Genomic DNA, 22,808 nt, shown 5'->3' on the forward strand with positions numbered 1-22,808 from the left:
CATGATTGAACTAAGCGCAGCCGAAATCGCGGCAATCACCAGGGGCGCCTTGACCCCCGCAGCCGCAGCCCGGCAGACCCTCGCCGTGACGTCCGTCTCGGTGGACTCCCGCGAGGTCAAAGCCGGCGGTCTCTTCGTCGCCAAGACCGGCGACACGGCCGACGGTCATCAGTTCGTGCCCCAGGCCTTCCGGAACGGGGCGGTGCTGGCCCTGGTGGAGCACCCCGTCCCGCAGGAGCAGCCCGACGGTCCCGGCGAATACCCGGCGGTCGTCGTCGACGACGTCGTCCTCGCGATGGGCCGCCTCGCCGCCGAAGTGGTCCGGCGGCTGCGCGCCCACTCGCCGCTGACCGTCATCGGCATCACCGGGTCCGCCGGCAAGACCACCACTAAAGACCTCCTGGCCGGCATCCTCACCGAGCAGGCCCCCACAGTGGCGCCGATCGGGTCGTACAACGGCGAAGTGGGTGTGCCCCTCACCGTCTTCAGTGCTGAGTATGGCACCCGCTACCTCATCATTGAGATGGGTGCCACCAAGATCGGGCAGATCACCTACCTCGCGGACATGGTGGCCCCCGATATCGGTGTGGTCCTCGGGGTCGGAAGCGCACATGCCGGAGAGTTCGGCGGCGTGGACAACATCGCCCGCGCAAAATCGGAACTGGTCCGCGCACTCCCGGCGTCCGGTACCGCCGTCATCAACGCCGACGACGCCCGCGTGCTCGCGATGGAGTCGGTCACCGCCGCGCAACGCCTCTATTTCACCTCCGATTCCTCGCAGCTTCCCGACGGCGGCCCGGCAGTCCGGGCGACCGCGGTCACCACCACAGTTGAGGGGCACCCCGCGTTTGACCTCGTGGTACCCGCCGCCGACGGCGGAACCACCACCTACCCGGTCACCGCGAAACTTATCGGCACCCACCAGATCACCAACCTCCTCGCCGCCGCGTCGGTGGCTAGTGCCCTCGGCATCCCCGGCCACGAGATCGCTGCAGCCCTCTCCCGCCTGCAGGCCCAGAGCCGCTGGCGGATGGAACGCTCCGAACGGGCCGACGGCGTCACCATCATCAACGATGCCTACAACGCCAACCCGGAATCGATGCGCGCGGCGCTGCGCACCCTGGCCGAACTTGGCCGGGGCCGGCGAACCTGGGCCGTGCTGGGGGAAATGCTCGAGCTGGGGGAGGACTCCATCAACGAGCACGACGCCGTCGGTCGGGTAGTGGTCCGCCTGAACATCACCAAGCTTCTGGTGGTCGGGATGGGCGCCCGCGCCCTCTACAACGGGGCGGTCCTGGAAGGGTCGTGGGGGGACGAGGTCCTCTTCGCCGCTGACGTCGCCGAAGCCGAGACGATGCTGACCGCGGCACTGATGCCAGGCGACCTGGTGCTGTTCAAATCCTCCAACGGCTCCGGGCTTCGATTCCTGGGGGATCGGATAGCATTGTCATCGACCGAACCCACCACTGCCATGCCTGGAACATCAGCGCCCGGCCCAACTGACCTCCAAGGGGGGCCGCAGCTGTGATTGCGCTACTCATCGGCTCCGCCATGGGGCTTGTGCTGGCCCTCGTGGGAACCCCCCTGTTCATCCGCCTGCTGGTGAACCGCGGGTACGGGCAGTTCATCCGCGACGACGGACCCACCGCGCACCACACCAAGCGCGGCACACCGACGATGGGCGGCGCCGTCATAGTCGGCTCCGTGCTCCTCGCCTACTTCGTCACCCACCTCCTGATGATGATGGCCGGGGTATCCAACGGGCCGTCAGCGTCTGGCCTGCTGCTGCTCATGTTGATGGTCGGGATGGGAATCGTTGGGTTCTTCGACGACTACATCAAGATCTCCAAGCAGCGCAGCCTCGGGCTGAGCGCGCCCGCCAAGATCGCCGGGCAAACCCTGGTCGGCATCATCTTCGCCGTCCTCGCGTTGGGCTTCCCCAACGAGAACGGCAGGACCCCCGCGTCAACCGCCATCTCGTTTATCCGGGACACGTCAGTGGACCTGGCGTTCGCGGGGACCATTGTCGGAGCGGTGCTTTTCGTCATCTGGTCCAACCTGATCATCACGGCCGCCAGCAACGGCGTGAACCTCGCCGACGGTCTCGATGGCCTCGCCGCCGGAGCGTCGGTCCTGGTGTTCGGCGCCTACATGCTGATGGGCATCTGGCAGTCCAACCAGAGCTGTGCGCTGGACGAAGTGTCCCGCAGCGTCTGCTACACCGTGCGCGATCCCCTCGACCTTGCCCTGATCGCCGGCACCATGTGCGGCGCGCTCGTCGGTTTCCTCTGGTGGAACACCTCCCCAGCGAAAATCTTTATGGGCGACACCGGTTCCCTCGCGATCGGCGGCGCCATCGCCGGCTTCGCCATCCTCTCCCGCACCCAGCTGCTGCTCGTGATCCTCGCCGGTCTGTTCGTCATGATCACCCTGTCGGTCATCATCCAGGTGGGCTACTTCAAACTCTCCGGCGGCAAGCGTGTCTTCAAGATGGCCCCGCTCCAGCACCACTTCGAGCTCAAGGGCTGGCAGGAAGTCACGGTGGTAGTCAGGTTCTGGATCCTGGCCGGACTATTCGTGGCAGTCGCGCTGGGCATCTTCTACGCCGAATGGGTAGTACTCATATGACCGTCACGCCCAACCTTGACGCCCTGATCTCCTGGGACTCCGACTGGGCGGGGCTGCGGATCGCCGTAACCGGCATCGGCATCACCGGGTTCTCGGTCGCCGACACCCTGATCGAACTTGGTGCCCGCGTTGTCGTCGTCGACGGATCGGACACCGACGAGAACCGGGCGAAGGCGGACACCCTGACCATCGTGGGCGCCGTCGATGTGCTGCTCGGCGCCGACCACGCCGCCGCGCTTCCCCTGATCGACGGCAGCCTCCCGGATCTGGTGGTCACCTCACCCGGCTGGACCCCGCAGCAGCCCCTGCTGCGTGCAGCGGCCGACGCCGGCATCCCCGTCTGGGGCGACGTGGAACTCGCCTGGCGGGTCCGGATCCGCGAGGGCCGGCCCACCGCCGAATGGCTGACCGTCACGGGGACCAACGGCAAGACCACCACCGTCACGCTGGTGGAGTCAATGCTGCAGGCGGGCGGGCTCCGAGCGATAGCAGCTGGCAACATCGGCACCCCGATCCTCGATGCGATCAGGGACCCCCAGGGCTATGACTTCCTCGCCGTTGAACTCTCCAGCTTCCAGCTGCACTGGATCAACGCGATCTCCCCGCTGGCCAGTGTCTGCCTGAACGTCGCGGAAGACCACGTCGACTGGCACGGTGGTTTCGACCAGTACACCGCCGACAAGGCAAAGATCTACGCGAACACCAAGGTTGCCTGCGTCTACAACGCCGAACAGCCTGCCACCGAGCGGATGGTGGAGGACGCCGACGTCGTCGAGGGATGCCGTGCAATCGGCTTCACCACCTCCACCCCCATGGTGAGTATGCTCGGCGTGGTCGACAACCTGCTGGTGGACCGCGCGTTCATTGAACAGCGCAAGGATTCCGCCGTCGAGCTTGCCGCCATCACTGAACTCGGCGAACTGGTGCCCCGCCACCTCGTCGCCAACGCGCTGGCCGCTGCGGCGCTGGTCCGGGCTGCAGGAGTGTCACCGGCAGCGATCCGCACCGGGATCCGCAACTACCAGCCCACGGACCACCGCATCCAGCTGGTCTCCTCCCACGACGGGGTCCTCTGGATCAACGACTCCAAGGCAACCAACCCGCACGCTGCCGCCGCTTCCCTGGCGGCGTTCCACTCGGTGATCTGGATTGCCGGGGGACTGTCCAAGGGCGTCAACTATGACGAGCTGGTGCAGACCCATGCCCGCCGGTTGAAGGCGGTGGTGCTGATCGGCGCCGACAGTTCCGACCTCATCGCCTCATTGCGCCGACACGCTCCAGATGTTCCGCTGATCAACGCGGGCCCGGGAGAGACTGGAAACGTGACGTTGGCCGACGAGACCACCACCGCACCCCTGGGTGAACGTGTGATGGAATCGGCGGTAAAGGAATCGGCACGGTTAGCCAGCGACGGCGACACCGTGCTGATGGCTCCGGCGGCAGCATCCATGGATCAGTTTTCTTCCTATGCTCACCGAGGCAAGGCCTTTATCGAGGCAGTCCGCGTGATCGTGGAAGGGCAGGCGAAGACCGCAAAGGAGTTCTAATGGTCACCACGCCCACCCGGCCAGTCCGCCGGAAGCCGGTGATGCGTCAGCATTCCCGTTCTTCGACCCCAACCGCCACGGCACCTGCTGCCTCCGGCGAGCAGTCCGAGTCTCTCGAGGAGACAGCCCCGCCCGCGAAAGGCCTCCGCGCCGGCTTCGGCAGGTTCTGGACGTATCTCGAAGGCAGCGACAAGCAGGCCAGCGGGGCCAGCTACTACATGATCCTCGGGGCGGCCCTCGCCCTCACGGCGATCGGCCTCATGATGGTGCTCTCGGCGTCGTCGGTAGAGGCTATTGCCGAAGGAACCAGCGAGTTCGAGCTGTTCCTCAAACAGTCAGGATGGGCGGCCGGAGGACTGGTGCTCATGCTCATCCTCTCCCGCTTCGGTCCCCGGGGATACCGAATGTTGGCCTGGCCCGGCCTGGGCATAGCGGTGGTGCTGCTGGTCCTGGTGCTGGCCATCGGCGAGAACATCAACGGCAACCAGAACTGGATCCGGATCGGCGGGTTCAGCATGCAACCGTCAGAACCAGCGAAGCTTGCCCTCGCCCTCTGGCTCGCCAGCGTGCTGGCGAGGAAGGGCCGGCTGATCAGAAACTGGAAACACGCAATGATCCCGGCCATCCCCCTGGGCGGCCTTCCCATCGGGCTCGTCCTGCTCGGTGGTGACCTCGGTACCGTCATCATCCTGATGATGATCCTGGCAGCCGCGCTGTTCTTCGCTGGCGCGCCGATGAAGATGTTCACCATCGCCGGGCTTGCTGGTGCCGCCGGCGCGATAGTGATGGTCCTCACCAGCGGAAACCGTAGCGACCGGATCAGCGCCTGGCTGAGAATCAACTGCGACGACGGCCAGGACCTCTGCCTCCAGGCCAACAACGGCTTGTTCGCGCTGGCCTCCGGAGGCTGGTGGGGGGTCGGCATTGGGCAGAGCCGGCAAAAGTGGAACTGGATCCCTGAAGCCCACAACGACTTCATTTTCGCCATCATCGGTGAGGAGTTCGGTCTGATAGGAACCCTCGTGGTCGTCGCCCTCTTCGGAATCCTCGCTGTCGCCACCATTCGGGTCGCCCGCCGCTACACGGATCCGTTCGTCAGGATCCTCCTCGGTTCGATCCTGGTGTGGCTGATCGGCCAGGCCTTCGTCAACATCGGCATGGTCACAGGCGTGCTGCCCGTGATCGGCGTCCCCCTCCCATTCATTTCCTACGGCGGGTCGGCGCTGACCTTCACCCTCGCCGCCGTCGGGGTGCTCCTCGCCTTCGCCCGGAAGATGCCTCCCGCCCCCGTGGCAGATGCGCCCGTTGCCTCCGTCACCACACTGCGCTCCCCAGAAAGAGATCCCACAGCCCGATGAGCACAAGCCCCCTTTCGGTGGTCCTGGCCGGTGGCGGCACCGCCGGCCACATCAGTCCACTGTTGGCCATCGCCCACGCCCTCCGCGAGCACGATCCAAGCATCCGCCTGACGGTGGTCGGCACAGCTGCCGGCATGGAAACCCGGCTGGTTCCCGCCGCCGGCTACCCGCTGGAAACCATCGACCGGGTGCCGATGCCCCGGCGTCCGTCGATCGACCTGGTGAAACTTCCCGCGCGCCTGGTGCGCGCCGTCCGGCAGGCTACCACGGTGATCGACCGCGCCGGTGCCGACGTCGTCGTCGGGGTGGGCGGCTACGTCTCGACCCCGCTGTACCTGGCGGCGTGGCGGCGGAAGGTCCCGGTGGTCATCCACGAGGCCAACGCCCGGCCCGGCCTGGCCAACCGGTTGGGTTCACGGATCGCCACCACGGTGGCCGCCGCGTTCAAAGGCACAGGTCTACCGGGGGCCCAGGTGGTCGGCATGCCGATGCGCCGGAGCATCTCCACCCTCAACCGGGCGGACGCGCGGGCCGCGGCGCGGACCGCGCTTGATCTGAACGCCAGCCAGCCGGCCCTGATCGTGACCGGCGGCTCATCGGGTGCCCTCAGCATCAACCGCGCGGTGGCGAGCGTTGTGCCACTGCTCGCTGCCGAGGGGATTCAGTTGCTGCACATCACCGGCGGCGGCAAGCAGGTGACCGGTGCCGACGGGCAGCCCCTGCAGACTGAGGGCTACCGCCAGGTTGAGTACGTCGATGACATGGAAACGGTTTACGCGGCGGCCGACCTCCTGCTCGCTCGGGCAGGAGCCGCCACCGTGAGCGAGGTCAGCGCCGTCGGCCTGCCCGCCGTGTTTGTCCCCCTCCCGCACGGCAACGGCGAACAGCGCCGCAACGCCGCCGATCTGATTACTGCCGGCGGCGCCCTCCTGGTCGAGGACGCGGCGCTGACCGCAGACTGGCTGAAGAAGGAAGTTTTTCCGTTGCTGAAGAACGAGGCTGCCCTGGCCGCGATGGCCGCCGCCAGCACCAACCTTGGCGTCAGGGACGCCGACGTCCAAATGGCCCGCCTCGTGGTCGCCGCTGCACGGAAGTCAGCAGCATGAGCGCCCCCACCCTGGCACCCGGTGACCTGGGCCGGGTCCACTTCATCGGACTCGGCGGCGCCGGCATGTCGGCGGTGGCCCGGGTCCTGCTGGGTCAGGGAGTGCCGGTGTCCGGATCGGACGCCGCCGCATCCCCGACGCTCAGCTCCCTTGCCGGCCTCGGGGCCATCACCACCGTGGGCCATGAGGCCGGAAACGTTGACGAAGTGGACACGGTGGTGGTGTCCTCAGCCATCCGGGCCACCAACCCTGAGCTGGCGGCAGCCCGACAGCGCAACCTCCGGATCCTGCACCGGTCAGAAGCGTTGGCGGTCGCGATGACCGGTCGGGAAGTGGTGGCCGTCGCCGGTACCCACGGCAAAACCACCACCACCGCCATGATCACCGTGATGCTGCAGTCGGCTGGGCGTGACCCGTCCTTCGCTATCGGTGGCGACGTCGCCGCGTTGGGCGTGAACGCCGCGTGGGCGGACGGCTCAGTCTTCGTCGCTGAAGCAGACGAATCCGACGGATCCTTCCTCAACTACTCGCCGCGGATTGCCGTGGTCACCAATGTCGAGGCAGACCACCTGGACCATTACGGTACTGCCGACGCCGTCTACGAGGTGTTCGACCGCTTCGCTGCCCTGCTGCCTTCTGACGACGGCGTGCTCGTCACGTGCCTGGACGACGACGGCGCCGCCGCCCTTGTTGCTCGGGTCGGTGACACCCGCCGGACGCGGACCTACGGGTACTCCGAGTTCGCGGACGTGCGCATCGGCGAGACACACACCGCAGGTAGCGCCTCCACCAGCCTGCTCTCCTTTTCGGTGGACGGACTCGACTGCGAGCAGGAACTGCGGCTGGGTGTCCCCGGCGCCCACAACGTGCGGAATGCTGCCGCGGCGTTCACCGTCGCCCTCGAACTGGGAGTGGACCCGGCAGCCGCAGCCGCAGGCCTTGCCTCCTTCACCGGCGCTGCCCGCCGGTTCGAAGCCAAGGGCACCGGTCGGGGAGTGCGGGTGTTCGACGACTATGCCCACCATCCCACCGAAGTGACCGCTGCGCTGCACGCTGCCCGTGCCGTCGCTGCCGGGCACGGCGTACACGTGCTGTTCCAGCCGCACCTGTTTTCCCGGACCAGGGAGTTCGCTGCGGAGTTCGCGACGGCCCTGAACCTGGCCGACTCGGCCACCGTGCTGGACATCTACGCCGCCCGGGAGGACCCCACGCCGTCGGTGACCAGCCGCCTGATCACCGACCGGCTCACCGTACCGGGCGGGTACCTCGCCGATCCATCCGAGGCCGTGCAAGCGGTCGCCGCCCGTGCAGTCCCGGGAGACATTATCCTCACCATCGGTGCCGGTGACGTGACCCAGTACGGCGCCCAGCTGGTGGCTGCCCTCACCGGGCACGGCAACTCCACCGGACCCTCATGAGCCGCCGGAAGCCGACCCCGCCGGTGGTGTCCACGTCCGGGTCCCCAGCGAAGCCTGGACCGGTTCGTGTCCCACGGGTCAACAGCAGCAAAGTTTCCCTCCTCGACACCGCCGACGACCCGTGGCTGCCGGCCGAGGACGACTCCCACGGTTCGGTGGTCGAATTTCCGAAACCGCGCAAGAGCCGGCGACGGCTGTACCTCATCCTCGGACTCATCACGCTGGTCCTGTTGATCGGCGGGCTACTGGCCTACCTCATCTTCTCCCCGGCACTGGCGCTCCGCAGTGTTGAGGTCACCGGCAACTCCCTGGTGACCTCCGAGGAGGCCACCGAAGCCCTGGAGCCGCTGCTCGGCATTCCCCTGCCCCAGATTTCCGATGAGCAGGTCGCGGAACTCATGGACGGCTTCGCCCCCATCGAAAGCGTCACGGTCGCCGCAGTTCCGCCGTCGGGACTGGCCGTCAACATCCGGGAGCGTGTTCCGGTCGCCATCCTCCAGAGCAGCGGGCAGTTCCTGCTGATCGACGAGGACGGGCGCCAGCTGGCCTCCGTGACGGACCGTGACGCGGTCCAGCTTCCGCTGATCGACGGCGGGACCGATGCGGTCAACAGCGAGGTGTTCTCCTCGATTGCTGCGGTTCTCGCCGCATTGCCGGAGAGCATCCTGAACCAGCTGAACCACGCCTCGGCGGATTCGGTGGATTCAGTGGAACTGTCCCTCGCCAACGACCAGACCATCTTCTGGGGGAGTGCCGAGCAGAACGAAGCGAAGGCACTGGTACTCGAGGCGCTGCTGGAAGCCCCGCCGGCGGACCCGCCAGCAAAGGTTTTCGACGTGAGCACGCCGTCACGACCGGTCACTCGCTAAAGAAAAATCCGACACGCGGGCTCGGTCATTGCAGAAGCGTGCACCTGCCCATAGCGTCTTGAATAGAAGTTACTTGACATAACATTGACTTTCAAGTTGAGAGTTAACGTTGGTCAAGACGAAGGCTGGGAACAGATCCAGCCAGACAAGCACCACACAGCGCATTCGAACAAGGGACACAGGACCGTGGCAGCACCGCAGAATTACTTGGCCGTCATCAAGGTAGTAGGCATCGGCGGCGGTGGCGTGAACGCCGTCAATCGCATGATCGAGGTGGGGTTGCGTGGCGTTGAGTTCATCGCCATCAACACCGACGCGCAGGCACTCCTGATGAGCGACGCCGACGTGAAACTCGACGTCGGGCGGGAACTGACCCGCGGCCTCGGCGCCGGCGCCGACCCCGAGGTGGGCCGCCGGGCCGCCGAGGATCACGCAGAGGAAATCGAAGAAGTACTGCGCGGCGCGGACATGGTCTTCGTTACCGCCGGTGAGGGTGGCGGTACCGGTACCGGTGGCGCGCCCGTCGTCGCCCGCATCGCGCGCTCACTCGGCGCGCTGACCATCGGCGTTGTCACCCGGCCGTTCACGTTCGAGGGACGGCGCCGGTCCAACCAGGCCGAGACCGGGATCGACACCCTCCGCGACGAGGTCGACACCCTGATCGTCATCCCGAACGACCGGCTGCTGTCCATCAGCGACCGCAACGTCTCGATGCTTGATGCCTTCCGCTCGGCCGACCAGGTTCTCCTCTCTGGCGTCCAGGGCATCACCGACCTCATCACCACCCCCGGCCTGATCAACCTCGACTTCGCCGACGTGAAGTCAGTGATGCAGGGTGCCGGCTCAGCCCTGATGGGCATCGGCTCGGCCCGCGGCGAAGACCGCGCGGTCAAGGCAGCCGAACTGGCCATTGCGTCGCCGCTGCTCGAGGCGTCGATCGACGGCGCCCACGGCGTCCTGCTGTCCATCCAGGGCGGATCGGACCTGGGTCTGTTCGAGATCAACGAGGCCGCACGCCTCGTCCAGGAAGTGGCACACCCGGAGGCGAACATCATCTTCGGTGCGGTCATCGACGATGCTCTTGGCGACGAGGCCCGCGTGACAGTGATCGCTGCCGGTTTCGACCAGGTCGATGCCACCTCGCAGCCCAGTGCACAGCTGTCCAAGCCGGTCTCCGCTCCGTCAGTGGGAGCCAGCGTGCCTGCCGCCGCAGCAGCCGTTCCCGCCTCAGCGGGTCTCGGAGCCTGGTCGCAGCGGTCACAGCAGTCCAACAACGTTCCCGCCGACTCGGGTTTCGACGTTGACCTGCCAGCCGTCGTTGAGCCGGATTTTTCCTCGAGCCGCTCCGATGAACTCGACGTGCCGGACTTCCTGAAATAACAGCTGACACAGTGTTCTTCTGGCGCCAGGAAATCTACCCGGGCCGGTGGGCAGCCTTTTCGAACGCCGAGGCGGGCAACCTCGCACTCCATGTGGGGGATGAGCCCGCTTCGGTGCTTCGTCGTCGGGCCCAACTGGAGTCCGCCATGCACGTCCCTGCTGGCTCGCTGCGCTTCATGCACCAGACCCATTCCGCCGACGCTGTCGCGGTGGGGTCCGGGGACGATCGCGCAGCGGTGGTAACTGCCGACGCGCTGATCAGCGACGACGGCTCGGTTCCCCTGGCCGTCATGGTCGCCGACTGCGTCCCCGTGGTGCTGTCGGCCCGTGGGGGTGCGGGAGCGACCGCCGTCGTCCACGCAGGACGGCAGGGGATTCTCGATGGCATCATCACCAGCACCGTGGCCGAGCTTCGGCGGCTCGGTACCGAGGATCTGGGCGCCTGGATCGGCCCGTCGATCTGCGGCGGCTGCTACGAGGTTCCCGCCGATATGCGCGACGACGTCGCGGCGGTGGTGCCGGCCGCGTGGGCAACCACCCGCTGGGGTACCCCAGGCCTCGATCTCCCCGCGGCAGTCACGTCGCAGCTCCAGCAGATGGGGGTGCAGGTGCATCCCGTCGGCGACCCAGCACAGCTGTGCACCCTGGACAACGAGTCTCTCTTCTCCCACCGCCGCAGTGCCGCCGCCGGCCGGTTCGTTGGCCTGGTATGGAACCAGTGACCACTGACTCGCGGGCGGACGATGGCGCGCGGGCGGAAGAACTCACTGAGCGGCTGGCGGCAGTCAACCGGCGGATCGATGCGGCTCTTCTTGAATCAGGACGGACTGACCGGCCCCAGCTCATTGTCGTCACGAAGTACTTCCCGGTGGCCGACATTAGGATCCTGGCCGATCTCGGTGTGGCAGACCTGGGGGAGAACCGGGACCAGGAGGTTTCAGCGAAAGCACAGGAACTTGCGGGCCTTGGCCTGCGCTGGCACTTTATCGGTCAACTACAAACCAACAAGGCGCGGTCAGTGGCACGGTATGCACACGCGGTGCATTCGGTGGACCGTGCTTCCCTGGTGAAGGCGCTCGGCAAGGGCATCGCCGTCGAACGGGAGACCAGTCCTGAGCGGCCATCCCTCAAGTGTTTCATCCAGGTTGACCTCTCCGGCGCGGACGGTGCCACCGCGGGTGTCAGCGGACACCAGCGTGGGGGAGCGTCCCCGCAGGAAGTGAACACCCTCGGGCACCTGATTGAGGCCACCGCTGGACTGTCTCTGGCGGGGGTGATGGCGGTCGCCCCGCTGGGCCACGAACCCCTGGCGGCCTTCCATCAGCTCGCCGGGATCTCCGCCTTGCTCCGTGGCGAATTCCCCGCCGCCGCAGCCATCTCGGCAGGCATGAGCGGAGATCTCGAAGCCGCGGTCGCGGCTGGCGCGACACACCTCAGAATTGGCTCTCAGGTCCTCGGTGAACGCCCGCCCTTGGGGTAGCGTCTGGACTATACCTAACGAAATGACAGGAGCTTCCCATGGCTGGCGCACTGCGCAAGACAATGATCTATCTTGGGCTCGCCGACGGTGATGAGCACTACGAAAACGAGCAGAAGACAACACATGCCAGGAACGAGGATCACTCAGTGGACTACGACCGTGACGACCGCCATGCTGATGCCGCACCAGCGGCGCGGCTTGCGCCGGTCGACGAGTATCGGGCCCCAGTGACACCGATCAAGCGTGCGCAGTCCTCACGCGAAGACTCAGCCGCCCTGCGCCAGATCACCACCGTGCACCCGCGCTCCTACAATGACGCCAAGCTCATTGGTGAAAGCTTCAGGGACGGTATCCCCGTCATCATGAATGTCACCGACATGGGTGAATCCGACGCCAAGCGTCTGGTCGACTTCTCGGCAGGGCTGGTGTTCGGACTTCACGGGAGCATCGAGCGCGTCACCAACAAAGTGTTCCTTCTGTCGCCCTCCTACATCGAGGTGCTGGGCGAAGACCAGAAGGCCAGCGAGGCGCAGGCTAGTTTCTTCAATCAAAGCTAGCGTGGTTGACTTATTTCACGGGTTCCTCTCGAAGTATCGTTTTTAGGACTGTGACTGCCGCGTGAGTTTGGTTTTTGTTCTGATCTACCTGGTGCTGATGCTTGTACAGGTAGCACTGATTATTCGGATCGTTTACGACGCCGTGCAGATGTTCGCGCGCGGATGGCGCCCCAAGAGGGCCGCACTGGTTCTGGCGTCGGGCGTCTACACTGTCACCGACCCTCCGATCAAGGCCCTTCGCCGGCTCATCCCCCCGCTGCGGCTGGGTGGAGTGTCGCTCGATCTGGCCTTCCTGGTGGTGTTCCTGGGTGTCACCATCCTCATGTTCGTCGCAGACAGCCTGGCCCGCTCGGTCTAACGGTTCGTTTTCGAGTCCCAAAAGATATACGCTGAATCACATAATCGGTGTAGATTCTAGAGTTTCGTGTCCACAATTCGGTACCGTAGTCAGGTCTGCTTCATAGGCAGGCATGTCTTATAACCACTATGAGGTGACCAGATGGCTCTGACGCCAGAAGATGTTGTCAACAAAAGGTTTCAGCCCACTAAGTTCCGTGAAGGCTACGACCAGGACGAGGTAGACGATTTCCTCGACGAGATCGTCGTCGAGCTTCGCCGCCTGAACCAGGAGAACGACGAACTGCGGCGCAAGCTCGCGGACGCCACCTCCTCCACGTCCCAGGATTCAGCCCCGGACACAGCAGTGCCCGCCCCCGTAGCGGCAAGCTCGCACACGGAGAAGGTCAAGGACGAGCCGAAGACCCCCGCGGCCAAGAGCGACGAAACCAGCGCCACCGCGGTGAAGACTGACGCAGGCACGGCCGACAACGCCAAGACTGACGGCGCAAAGGCCAACGACACGAAGGCCGACGACACGAAGGCCGTCGCCGCGAAGTCGGACGACAGCACCACCGCTGCCGCAGCACCAGCAGCGGCAACACCCGCCGCCGGAACCGCTGACGCTGCCGCTGGAGTTCTCGCCATGGCGCAGAAGCTCCACGACGAGTACGTCAACGCAGGTGTGGAGCAGCGCGACAAGATCATCGCCGAAGCGCAGGTCAAGGCGACCGGCATGGTTGACGACGCTGAGGAAAAGACCCGCCAGACCCTTGGTGCGCTCGAGCAGCAGAAGGCTGTCCTCGAGGGCAAGGTCGAGCAGCTCCGGACCTTCGAACGCGACTACCGCTCGCGCCTCAAGGCGTACATCGAGGGCCAGCTCCGCGACCTGGATTCCCGCGGATCGGTTGCCTCCGAGGCCACCACCTCCTAGGTCAAGTCCCTGCGCCGTCTTGGCGGCGCAGCACAGCTACAGGCACTCCATGAGGCCGGCCACCGGGATCCCCGGCGGCCGGCCTCTGCCGTAGGCTGGTTACCAGCACCGATGCACCCCTCCCGCTAGGCGCGGCCAGCGCCACACACGAAAGCGCCATGACAGACCAGACACCCGAGCGCGGCACCCCCACCGGCTCCGACGAACCTTCACCGGCCGACCACGCTCCGACGACAGGCGCCAGCCACCGGCGGCGCACTGGAGCTAAATACGCGCTGCTCTTCATCGCCTGTTTCGCAGTCATCTATATCGCGGACCAGCTGACCAAGATCTGGGTGGTCTCCACCATGACCGAGGGCCAGATCACGCCGGTGTTCCCGCCCATCCTGAACTGGCACTTCATTCGCAATCCGGGGGCGGCGTTCTCCATCGGCACCGACTACACCTGGGTGTTCACCATCATCATGGCCGCGGTGGCCATCGCCATCATCACCCAGGTCCGCAAGGTGGCGTCCTGGTCATGGGCTGTCGCGCTGGGCCTGGTACTCGGTGGGGCCGTGGGCAACCTGACCGACCGGCTGCTGCGGGAACCCTCCTTCGGGCAGGGCCACGTGGTCGACTTCATCGCATTCCCCAACTTCGCCATCTTCAACATTGCCGACTCCGCCGTCGTCACCGGTGTCTGCCTCATCTGCCTCCTCACCCTCCGGGGCATCGGCCTGGACGGTCAACGCAGCACCGACGAACCGGCCGTCGACGGCCCGGAAGACACCAAATGAACGCCGTTGAACGGGACGAGCGGGTCCCGGCCGAGCTTGGTGGCGCCCGCGCCGACGCGGTCCTCGCAGCAGTCGCGGGGGTCTCCCGGTCCGCCGCCGCCGCCTGGTGCGTGGCCGGTTTCGTGACCAGCGACGGTAAGGCGATCGGCAAGTCCGATCGGCCGGCCGCCGGGGCGGTCCTGCAGATCAGGGTCCCTGCCACCGTTGACCCCCTCGCCGTCGTCGTCGAGACCGTTGACGGCATGGGCATCCTGTACGACGACGACGACCTGGTGGTCATCGACAAACCCGTCGGGGTTGCCGCACATCCCTCGCCCGGTTGGGTGGGACCGACGGTCGTCGGCGCCCTCGCGGCAGCCGGTTATCGGATTTCGACGTCGGGCGCCACCGAACGCGCCGGAATTGTCCACCGCCTGGACGTCGGCACCTCCGGAGCCATGGTGGTCGCCAAAACCGAGCACGCCTACACAGTCCTGAAGCGCGCCTTCAAGGAACGCACAGTGGAAAAGGTGTATCACGCCCTGGTCCAGGGACTCCCGGACCCGCTGGAGGGAACCATCGACGCTCCCATCGGCAGGCACCCGGCCCACGACTGGCGCTTCGCCGTGCTGGAGGACGGACGACCGTCCCGGACCCACTACACGGTGCTGGAGGCGTTCGGGAAGGCAAGCCTTCTGGAAGTGAACCTGGAAACCGGGCGCACCCACCAGATCCGGGTGCACTTCTCTGCCCTGCGCCACCCCTGTGTTGGGGACCTGACCTACGGCGCCGATCCCAGCCTGGCCGCCCACCTGGGGTTGACCCGGCAGTGGCTCCACGCCCAGAAGCTCTCGTTCGAGCACCCAGTGTCGGGGGAGACGGTCAGCGCCACCAGCCCCTATCCGGATGATCTCCGGTACGCGCTGGACGCCCTCGCCGCGGGCGACGTGTGAGCTGATCCGTCTCCTGCCGCACCCGGCATGTCCGTCGGGCGGGGAGATGGACTGGCCTAGAATGGGAGGGTGGTTTCAACAGCATCTCCCCAAGCTTCCCCAGCCAAGCCGACCCGTGACGATTCCTTCGTCCACCTGCACAATCACACCGAATACTCCATGCTCGACGGTGCCGCCCGGCTGACTGACCTGTTCTCTCACACCGAGGAACTGGGCATGAAAGCCCTCGCCACCACCGACCACGGGTTCGTCTTCGGCGCCTTCGACTTCTGGGACAAAGCCCGGTCGGCCGGAATCAAGCCGATCATCGGTGTTGAGGCCTACCTGACGCCCGGCACCGCCCGTGCGGACAAGACCCGGGTGAAGTGGGGCGGTGGCGGCCGCGACGACGTCTCGGGTGCCGGCGCCTACACGCACATGACCATGTGGGCTGAAACCACCGAGGGAATGCACAACCTCTTCCGGATGTCCTCCCTCGCGTCCCTGGAAGGCTACCTGTACAAGCCGCGGATGGACCGGGACCTGCTGCAGACGTACGGCAAGGGCCTCATCGCCACCACCGGCTGCCCCTCGGGAGAGGTGCAGACCAAGCTCCGGCTTGGCCTGTACCGCGAAGCGATGCAGGCGGCGTCCGACTTCCGTGACATCTTCGGTGCGGACAACTTCTTTTGCGAGCTGATGGACCACGGGCTGGACATCGAGCGCGCCGTCCAGTCGGACCTGATCAAGCTGGCCAAGGAACTCGGGCTGCCGATGGTGGCCACCAACGATCTGCACTACACCCACGCCGAGGATGCGAAAGCCCACGCCGCGCTGCTCTGCGTCCAGTCCGGGTCCACGATGGCCGACCCCAAGCGGTTCAAGTTCGACGCCGACGAGTTCTACCTCAAGTCGCCCGCCGAGATGCGCTCCATCTTCAGGGACCACCCCGAGGCCTGCGACAACACCCTGCTCATTGCCGAGCGGTGCGACGTCGAATTCAACACCAAAGCCAACTACATGCCCGGCTTCCCCGTCCCCGAGGGGGAGAGCGAGCAGTCCTGGTTCGTCAAGGAGGTCGAGACCGGGCTGCAGTACCGCTACCCGGCCGGCATCCCCGACGCCGTCCGCAAGCAGGCCGAGTACGAGACCGGCGTCATCACCCAGATGGGCTTCCCCAGCTACTTCCTGGTGGTTGCCGACTTCATCAACTGGGCCAAGGACAACGGCATCCGGGTGGGCCCCGGCCGTGGCTCCGGTGCCGGGTCGATGGTCGCCTACGCGATGCGCATCACCGACCTCGATCCGCTGCAGCACGGGCTGATCTTCGAACGGTTCCTCAACCCCGAGCGTGTGTCAATGCCCGACTTCGACGTCGACTTCGATGATCGGCGCCGGTCCGAGGTGATCCGGTACGTCACCGAGAAGTACGGCGACGAGCGGGTGGCCATGATCGTCACCTACGGCACCATCAAGGCCAAGCAGGCCATGAAAGACTCCTCCCGGGTAATGGGGTACCCGTTCTCGATGGGGGAGCGGCTCACCAAGGCCATGCCGCCGGACGTCATGGGTAAAGGCCTGGCCCTGACCGACGTGCACGACAAGAACTCGAAGCGCTACTCCGAAGCCGAGGAGCTGCGTGAACTGCTGAAGTCCGACGCCGACTCGGCGAAGGTCTTCGAAACCGCGCTGGGCCTGGAGGGCCTGAAACGCCAGTGGGGGGTCCACGCGGCCGGCGTCATCATGTCCTCGGACCCGCTGATCGATATCATTCCGCTGATGCGCCGTGACCAGGACGGTCAGATCATCACGCAGTTCGATTACCCGACCTGTGAGAACCTCGGGCTGATCAAGATGGACTTCCTTGGCCTGAGGAACCTGACGATCATCACCGACGCGGTGGAGAACATCAAGCTCAACAAGGACATCGATCTGGTCCTGGAGGACCTGGACCTTGAGGACCAGGGCTCCTACGAGTTGCTGGCCCGCGGCGACACCCTGGGTGTGTTCCAGCTCGACGGCGGGCCGATGCGTGCCCTGCTGAAGCTGATGCGCCCCGACAACTTCGAAGACATCTCAGCCGTCATCGCGCTGTACCGGCCGGGACCCATGGGCGCGAACTCGCACACCAACTACGCGCTGCGGAAGACCGGCGCGCAGGAGGTCACTCCGATCCACCCGGAGCTGGAGGAGCCGCTGGCCGAGATCCTGGGAACCACCTACGGCCTGATCGTGTACCAGGAGCAGGTGATGGCTATCGCCCAGAAGGTCGCCGGCTATTCGCTGGGCCGTGCCGACATCCTTCGCCGTGCCATGGGTAAGAAGAAGAAGTCGGAACTGGACAAGCAGTACGAGGGCTTCGCCAACGGCATGAAGGACAACGGATACTCCGAAGCGGCGATCAAGACGCTGTGGGACATCCTGTTGCCCTTCTCGGACTACGCGTTCAACAAGGCCCACTCCGCCGCCTATGGGCTGGTGTCCTACTGGACCGCCTACCTCAAGGCTCACCACCCCGCCGAGTACATGGCCGCCCTGCTCACCAGCGTGGGCGATGATAAGGACAAGCTGGCGATCTACCTCAACGAGTGCCGCCGGATGGGCATCACCGTCCTGCCACCGGACGTCAACGAGTCGAGCGTGAACTTCACCCCGGTCGGCACCGACATCCGCTTCGGGATGGGCGCCATCCGCAACGTTGGGGCCAACGTGGTGGGCGCCATGGTGGGTGCACGTACCGAGAAGGGTGCCTTCACTTCCTTCAGCGACTTCCTGCAGAAGGTTCCGGCGGTGGTCTGCAACAAGCGGACCATCGAATCCCTGATCAAGGCCGGGTCGTTCGACTCGCTCAAGCACCCGCGCCGTGCCCTCGCCATGATCCATGAGGAAGCCGTGGACTCGGTGATTGTCCTCAAGCGCAACGAGGCAGCGAACCAGTTCGACCTGTTCAGCGCGTTCGACGAACCCGGGTCCGTCGGTGGTCTCTCGGTCGAGGTGCCGGACCTGCCGGAGTGGGAAAAGAAGGACAAGCTCTCCTTCGAACGCGACATGCTCGGGCTCTACGTGTCCGACCACCCGCTGCAGGGCCTCGACGGCATCCTGAGCCAGCATGCGGACTCGTCGATCACCTCGATCATCAGCGATGAGGGCCCCGCCGACGGCGCGATGGTCACCATCGCCGGCATGATCACCTCCCTGCAGCGGCGGATCGCGAAGAACAGCGGCAACGCCTACGCGCGCGCCGAGATCGAGGACCTCGCAGGGTCAATGGAAGTGATGTTCTTTGGGCAGGTGTATGGGCCGATCGCCGGTGTCCTCGCCGAGGACCTGATCGTGGTCGTACGCGGCCGGCTGCAACGGCGCGACGACGGCGCCGTCACCCTTAACGCGCAGGAGCTCAGTGTTCCGGACCTCAGCGAGGGCCATTCAGGCCCGGTGGTTATTTCGATGGCGCACCATAAGGCCACCGAAACCGCCGTCGTCGCCCTGCGTGACGTGCTGCGGACCCACCCGGGTACCAGCGAGGTGCAGATCCGCCTGAACAGCAACCGCAAGGTTGAGGTGATGCGGCTCGGCGTCGAGCTGAGGGTCAATCCGACGTCGTCACTGTTCGGCGACCTGAAGGTGCTGCTGGGGCCCGCCTGCCTGGACGTGTAGGCGGGCCGCGCTAGATTTCGTAGTCGAGAGCTGTCGGCTGCCCGTACGCTCCGCCGTGGTAGAGCAGGGGGACACCGGGGGCGCCCACTTCACCGGAGGCCACTTCGGCGACCACCACCGCGTTGTTCTCGAAGGACAGCCGCATGCTGATCCGGCCGATCAGGTGCGCCGCCACGTTCTCCAGCACGGGCACGCCGTGCGGTCCGGGCTTCCAATGGTCGCCGTCGAAACGGTTGCGGCTGCGCGCAAACCGATCCGCGAGTTCGCGGTTGGCGAGCCCCAGCATGTGCACACCGATGTAGTTCGTATTGGCGATGGCGGGCCAGGACGAGGAGGTGCGGGCCATGTTGAAACTGAACCGTGGCGGGTCGGCGGAGAGGGAAGATACCGAGGTAGCGGTGAACCCGAACGGTTTACCCTCATAGACAGCGGTGATGATCGTGACTCCCGCCGGATGGCGGCGGAAAGCGTCACGGAAGGCTGCTGCCGGGTCGGGGATTGGCTGGTCGGCGGGGGCTTGTTGAGTCACGCACCCCACCCTAGGTGAGGTACTGGTGCCGCATAACTTTGTTAATGTATAAGTCATGCGCCCCACCAGTCCCGACGCCGAGCAACCCGGCAGCTACCCACCCCCCGTTTACTCAGTGGCCACCAAGGACACCGGTGTTCCGCCGACGTCTCTGGTCTGGTGGGCCAGCGCCATGGCTGGCCTGGGCCTGCTGATGGGCGTGGTGTGGTGGTTTGCTGCACCCGGGGGCGGCCTCTATGGTGACCCTGCCCCCGAGGAGGCGCCCCTGGTGGGGGACCTGACCCTGGCCGGACTCCAGCTGGTCGTTGGGATCGTGGTGGGCTGGCTCCTGGTGCAGCGGATGGATCTACCTGGGGCGTGGCAGCGGATTGGTGCGGGGGTGGGTGGATCGCTGGTGGGGTCGGTGCTCGCCGTCGTCGTCGGCCAATGGCTGGGCATGATGTTCGGTGCTGAACCTGACTTTGTCCTGCATTCCCTGGGTGCCGCCGCCATCTGGCCAGCAGCCGCGGCGCTGGTTGTGTTCATTTCAACCCTGATCGATCTGGCCTGGGGCAAACGCCGCGCCTAGCACCACGTCCCAAACGGTGGGTCCCAGGACCGGGCGCACGGTCCGCAGGGAATAGGCCGATGACAGAGCCGGTTGGCCTGAATATGAAAGCAATCGTCTACTCCGTCACCGGAGCATCTTCAGTCCTGTCCCTCGTCGAGCGCGAAGCAGCTGCCCCCGGCCGCGGCGAAGTCCTGGTCCGCATCGCCGCTTCCGGCGTCAATCCCACCGATTGGAAGGCCCGCTCCGAGGGGGACCTCGCCTTTGACGAGGTAGTCCCCAACCAGGACGGTGCTGGCGTCATCGAATCGCTCGGCGACGGCGTTACCGGCCTGGCGGTCGGCGACAGGGTCTGGGTGTACCTGGCTGCGCATGGTCGTCCCACCGGAACGGCGCAGAAGTTCGCTGTCCTTCCCGCGGACCGGGTGGTGGCACTGCCTGAGGGTATCGACTTTGACGTGGCCGCCAGCCTTGGCGTCCCCGCGATGACGGCGCACCGTGCGCTCACCGTCCACGAGCAGGGGCCAGCACGTCTTGCGCCCGAAGCGCTGACCGGTCGGGTGGTTCTCGTGCAGGGTGGAGCGGGGGCCGTCGGACATGCAGCGATCCAGCTTGCCGTCTGGGCTGGCGCCACAGTGATCGCGACCGTGAGCAGCGAGGCGAAGGCCGAACTGGCCCGCGCTGCGGGTGCACACCATGTGGTCCAGTATCCCGCTGAGGCCCTGGCTGACCGGATCCGTGAGATCGCTCCCGACGGCGTCCACCAGGTGGTCGAGGTGGCTCCCGCCCAGAACGCTGCGCTCGACGTTGAGGTGCTGGCCAACCATGGCAGCATTGCCTACTACGCGAACAATAATGGTGACGATTTCACGGCACCGATCATCGCGAGTTTTGCGAAGAACGTCCGCTGGCAGGGGCTGCTCCTCTACACGGTAGGGACCGAGCCGCTGCTCGCCGCCGCCGAGGACATCACTGCAGCCCTGCGCGACGGGGCTTTGCCCGTGGGGGAGTCCGCCGGACTTCCGCTGCACTGGTTCCCCCTGGAGGAGACTGCAGCCGCGCACGACGCCGTCGAAAGCGGTGTCACCGGCAAGGTCCTCATCCGGGTGGCGGACGAGACCGCCTAGGTCCCACACGTCCATCTGACGGCGTCCCGATACCGGAGAAGTGGGCTATGAGATTTGAGCATCACGACATTTTTCGTCGGCTTCTTCTCCGGGTCGGACGCGGTCTGGCCCTCGGTGCCGGTGTTGGCCTTTTCGTTGGAATCGTCGCAGCAGTGGTGACTTCGGGTGGGACAGACAACGTCCTGCGCAGCGACGTCGGGTTGCGCGCGGGACTGGTGGCCTTCGCGGTCGCCTTCCTCTTCACTATTCTCCTTCCCTCGCACGACGACGACGACGACGCCGACCCAGACCCCTGGGCGCCGGTTCCGGGTGGGACCTCACGCGACCAGCTGACCCAACGTTTGCGGCGGGAAGAGTCAGTCAACGGCCCCTCGCCAGACGATCCGATGATCGAGCCGCCGCGGTTCGGGCAGCGAATCGATCCACAGCCGTAGAACTGCTCGTTGATTACGGTCAGCCTGCCAAAGCTAACCCGCCAGCTTCCTCATGGATTAGGGTGCTGCCATGACAAACGACGAAATAGATTTTGTCACTGCGGCTCCCACCACGGTGGACGCCAACGTCCGCTGGATCGACGGAACAGACGTCGATGAACCGAGCTATCAGGTTCACCGGTTGGAGCAACACACCTACATCATCCGGCAGAGCCTTCGCACCAGCCCCGAAGGGCCGTTTGTCTATGTGCTGTTTGGCAACTCCACCGCATTCCTCATCGATACGGGTGCGACGCGGGACCCCCTGAAGTGGCCCCTGCGCGCCGTCGTCGAGCGGCTGATCGCTGAATGGCTAACGGAGCATCCGCGTGAGGCATACGGGCTGATCGTTGCGCATTCCCATGGGCATGGCGATCACACCGCCGGCGACAAGGAGTTTCTGGATCGGCCGGACACGACAGTCGTGGGGAGTGACCTGAATGACGTCATTGAGCATTTCGGGTTCACCAAGTGGCCCTCACAGACAGCATCGGTGAATCTGGGCGGTCGGGAGCTGGTGCTGATCCCTTCCCCTGGTCACCAGGAAGCGTCGATCACGTTCTATGACCAGTGGACCGCAAGTCTTTTCACTGGTGACACCATCTATCCGGGGCGGCTCTACGTCCGTGACATGGACGCGTTTCTTGCCACGATTGGAACGCTGGTGGAATTCTCGGACACCCATCCCGTGAGTCATCTCCTCGGCGGTCACGTCGAACTGACAATGGATGCAGGACGGGACTTTCCTTTGGGTGCCCGGCAGCACCCCCACGAACGGCCTCTCCCTGTGACCGTTCAGCAGCTTGAGGCTCTGCACCAAAGGACGGTGGCCTGTGTCGGTAAACCAGGGGTCCATGCTGGGAAGGACTTCATCATCTACAACGGCAATCGGGTCCGGGACCAGGCGAAGCTGGTCCTGCGATCTCTTCGGTCGCCACTGCGAAAGTGACTTCGAAGGAACTCCGACTTTATGCGATGGTCCGTTTCGGTTAGACCCGGTAGCTCAGAATGGCCTGCGATCGAACCGATTTCGCTGTTGCATTTGGGCTACCCTCACCGGGCATTTTCTCGGGCGGGGTATATGCGAATCGCCTAGTCAGGCAGCATGTGTGTCTCATGTCAGTTTCAGAAGACGTCTGCACGGAATGTCAGAAGTCGTGTGCACTGCTCGC

The 22,808-nt window shown here is 65.5% G+C and carries 21 protein-coding genes; 20 read left to right on the forward strand and 1 reads right to left on the reverse strand.

Features of this window, described 5'->3' with window-relative positions:
- The first annotated feature begins 1 nt into the window (after nt 1).
- The 16 genes from murF to dnaE all read left to right on the forward strand — a co-directional run bounded on the left by murF (nt 2) and on the right by dnaE (nt 18,960).
- Nucleotides 2–1,528 (forward strand): UDP-N-acetylmuramoyl-tripeptide--D-alanyl-D-alanine ligase, encoded by a 1,527-nt coding sequence (gene murF, locus HMI58_RS09630; protein WP_171619328.1) that lies wholly within the window; start codon nt 2–4, stop codon nt 1,526–1,528.
- Nucleotides 1,525–2,628, forward strand: coding sequence for a phospho-N-acetylmuramoyl-pentapeptide-transferase (gene mraY, locus HMI58_RS09635; protein ID WP_171585407.1), 1,104 nt, complete (start codon nt 1,525–1,527; stop codon nt 2,626–2,628). The genes murF and mraY overlap by 4 nt, the downstream gene beginning before the upstream one ends.
- Nucleotides 2,625–4,175 carry a UDP-N-acetylmuramoyl-L-alanine--D-glutamate ligase gene (gene murD, locus HMI58_RS09640; RefSeq protein WP_171619330.1) on the forward strand — a complete coding sequence of 517 codons (1,551 nt, stop codon included), beginning with the start codon at nt 2,625–2,627 and terminating at the stop codon, nt 4,173–4,175. Before mraY ends, murD begins: the two co-directional genes overlap by 4 nt.
- Nucleotides 4,175–5,533: a putative lipid II flippase FtsW gene (gene ftsW, locus HMI58_RS09645; protein WP_171619332.1), complete on the forward strand. Its 1,359-nt coding sequence runs from the start codon at nt 4,175–4,177 to the stop codon at nt 5,531–5,533. Before murD ends, ftsW begins: the two co-directional genes overlap by 1 nt.
- Nucleotides 5,530–6,639: an undecaprenyldiphospho-muramoylpentapeptide beta-N-acetylglucosaminyltransferase gene (gene murG, locus HMI58_RS09650; protein WP_171619334.1), complete on the forward strand. Its 1,110-nt coding sequence runs from the start codon at nt 5,530–5,532 to the stop codon at nt 6,637–6,639. Before ftsW ends, murG begins: the two co-directional genes overlap by 4 nt.
- The gene (murC, locus tag HMI58_RS09655; protein ID WP_171585403.1) at nt 6,636–8,057 is read left to right on the forward strand and encodes a UDP-N-acetylmuramate--L-alanine ligase; all 1,422 of its coding nucleotides are present in this window, start codon (nt 6,636–6,638) and stop codon (nt 8,055–8,057) included. Before murG ends, murC begins: the two co-directional genes overlap by 4 nt.
- The gene (locus tag HMI58_RS09660; RefSeq protein ID WP_171585402.1) at nt 8,054–8,926 is read left to right on the forward strand and encodes a cell division protein FtsQ/DivIB; all 873 of its coding nucleotides are present in this window, start codon (nt 8,054–8,056) and stop codon (nt 8,924–8,926) included. The genes murC and HMI58_RS09660 overlap by 4 nt, the downstream gene beginning before the upstream one ends.
- A gap of 186 nt (nt 8,927–9,112) precedes the next feature.
- The gene (gene ftsZ / locus HMI58_RS09665) at nt 9,113–10,306 is read left to right on the forward strand and encodes a cell division protein FtsZ (protein WP_171585401.1); all 1,194 of its coding nucleotides are present in this window, start codon (nt 9,113–9,115) and stop codon (nt 10,304–10,306) included.
- Between the two features lie 11 nt (nt 10,307–10,317).
- Nucleotides 10,318–11,028: a polyphenol oxidase family protein gene (locus HMI58_RS09670; protein WP_171619336.1), complete on the forward strand. Its 711-nt coding sequence runs from the start codon at nt 10,318–10,320 to the stop codon at nt 11,026–11,028.
- Nucleotides 11,025–11,786, forward strand: coding sequence for a YggS family pyridoxal phosphate-dependent enzyme (locus HMI58_RS09675; RefSeq protein WP_318779177.1), 762 nt, complete (start codon nt 11,025–11,027; stop codon nt 11,784–11,786). The genes HMI58_RS09670 and HMI58_RS09675 overlap by 4 nt, the downstream gene beginning before the upstream one ends.
- A gap of 38 nt (nt 11,787–11,824) precedes the next feature.
- Nucleotides 11,825–12,343, forward strand: coding sequence for a cell division protein SepF (locus HMI58_RS09680; RefSeq protein WP_171585398.1), 519 nt, complete (start codon nt 11,825–11,827; stop codon nt 12,341–12,343).
- Between the two features lie 61 nt (nt 12,344–12,404).
- A complete protein-coding gene (locus HMI58_RS09685) occupies nt 12,405–12,701 on the forward strand; it encodes a YggT family protein (RefSeq protein WP_171585397.1) in 297 nt (98 codons plus the stop codon).
- 141 nt (nt 12,702–12,842) lie between these two features.
- On the forward strand, nt 12,843–13,613 hold the full coding sequence (locus HMI58_RS09690) for a DivIVA domain-containing protein (protein ID WP_171619340.1): 771 nt from the start codon (nt 12,843–12,845) through the stop codon (nt 13,611–13,613).
- A 158-nt stretch (nt 13,614–13,771) separates the two neighbouring features.
- Nucleotides 13,772–14,392 carry a signal peptidase II gene (gene lspA, locus HMI58_RS09695; protein ID WP_171585395.1) on the forward strand — a complete coding sequence of 207 codons (621 nt, stop codon included), beginning with the start codon at nt 13,772–13,774 and terminating at the stop codon, nt 14,390–14,392.
- Nucleotides 14,389–15,324 carry an RluA family pseudouridine synthase gene (locus HMI58_RS09700; RefSeq protein WP_171619342.1) on the forward strand — a complete coding sequence of 312 codons (936 nt, stop codon included), beginning with the start codon at nt 14,389–14,391 and terminating at the stop codon, nt 15,322–15,324. The genes lspA and HMI58_RS09700 overlap by 4 nt, the downstream gene beginning before the upstream one ends.
- A gap of 69 nt (nt 15,325–15,393) precedes the next feature.
- Nucleotides 15,394–18,960: a DNA polymerase III subunit alpha gene (gene dnaE, locus HMI58_RS09705; RefSeq protein ID WP_171585393.1), complete on the forward strand. Its 3,567-nt coding sequence runs from the start codon at nt 15,394–15,396 to the stop codon at nt 18,958–18,960.
- A gap of 10 nt (nt 18,961–18,970) precedes the next feature.
- Here dnaE and HMI58_RS09710 read toward each other — a convergent pair whose 3' ends face one another.
- On the reverse strand, nt 18,971–19,489 hold the full coding sequence (locus HMI58_RS09710) for a flavin reductase family protein (RefSeq protein WP_318779176.1): 519 nt from the start codon (nt 19,487–19,489) through the stop codon (nt 18,971–18,973).
- 55 nt (nt 19,490–19,544) lie between these two features.
- On the opposite strand from HMI58_RS09710, the gene HMI58_RS09715 reads away from it, so the two are divergent.
- From HMI58_RS09715 to HMI58_RS09730, 4 genes are all read left to right on the forward strand, one after another.
- Nucleotides 19,545–20,057 carry a hypothetical protein gene (locus tag HMI58_RS09715; protein WP_171619344.1) on the forward strand — a complete coding sequence of 171 codons (513 nt, stop codon included), beginning with the start codon at nt 19,545–19,547 and terminating at the stop codon, nt 20,055–20,057.
- 83 nt (nt 20,058–20,140) lie between these two features.
- A complete protein-coding gene (locus HMI58_RS09720) occupies nt 20,141–21,163 on the forward strand; it encodes an NADPH:quinone reductase (RefSeq protein WP_171619370.1) in 1,023 nt (340 codons plus the stop codon).
- A gap of 47 nt (nt 21,164–21,210) precedes the next feature.
- Complete coding sequence (locus tag HMI58_RS09725; protein ID WP_171619346.1) at nt 21,211–21,597, forward strand: hypothetical protein; 387 nt, start codon at nt 21,211–21,213, stop codon at nt 21,595–21,597.
- Between the two features lie 70 nt (nt 21,598–21,667).
- Nucleotides 21,668–22,585 carry an MBL fold metallo-hydrolase gene (locus HMI58_RS09730; protein WP_171619348.1) on the forward strand — a complete coding sequence of 306 codons (918 nt, stop codon included), beginning with the start codon at nt 21,668–21,670 and terminating at the stop codon, nt 22,583–22,585.
- The last annotated feature ends 223 nt before the right edge of the window (nt 22,586–22,808 follow it).

The sequence above is a fragment of the Arthrobacter sp. 147(2020) genome, from assembly GCF_013116715.1.
Taxonomy (GTDB): domain Bacteria; phylum Actinomycetota; class Actinomycetes; order Actinomycetales; family Micrococcaceae; genus Arthrobacter_D.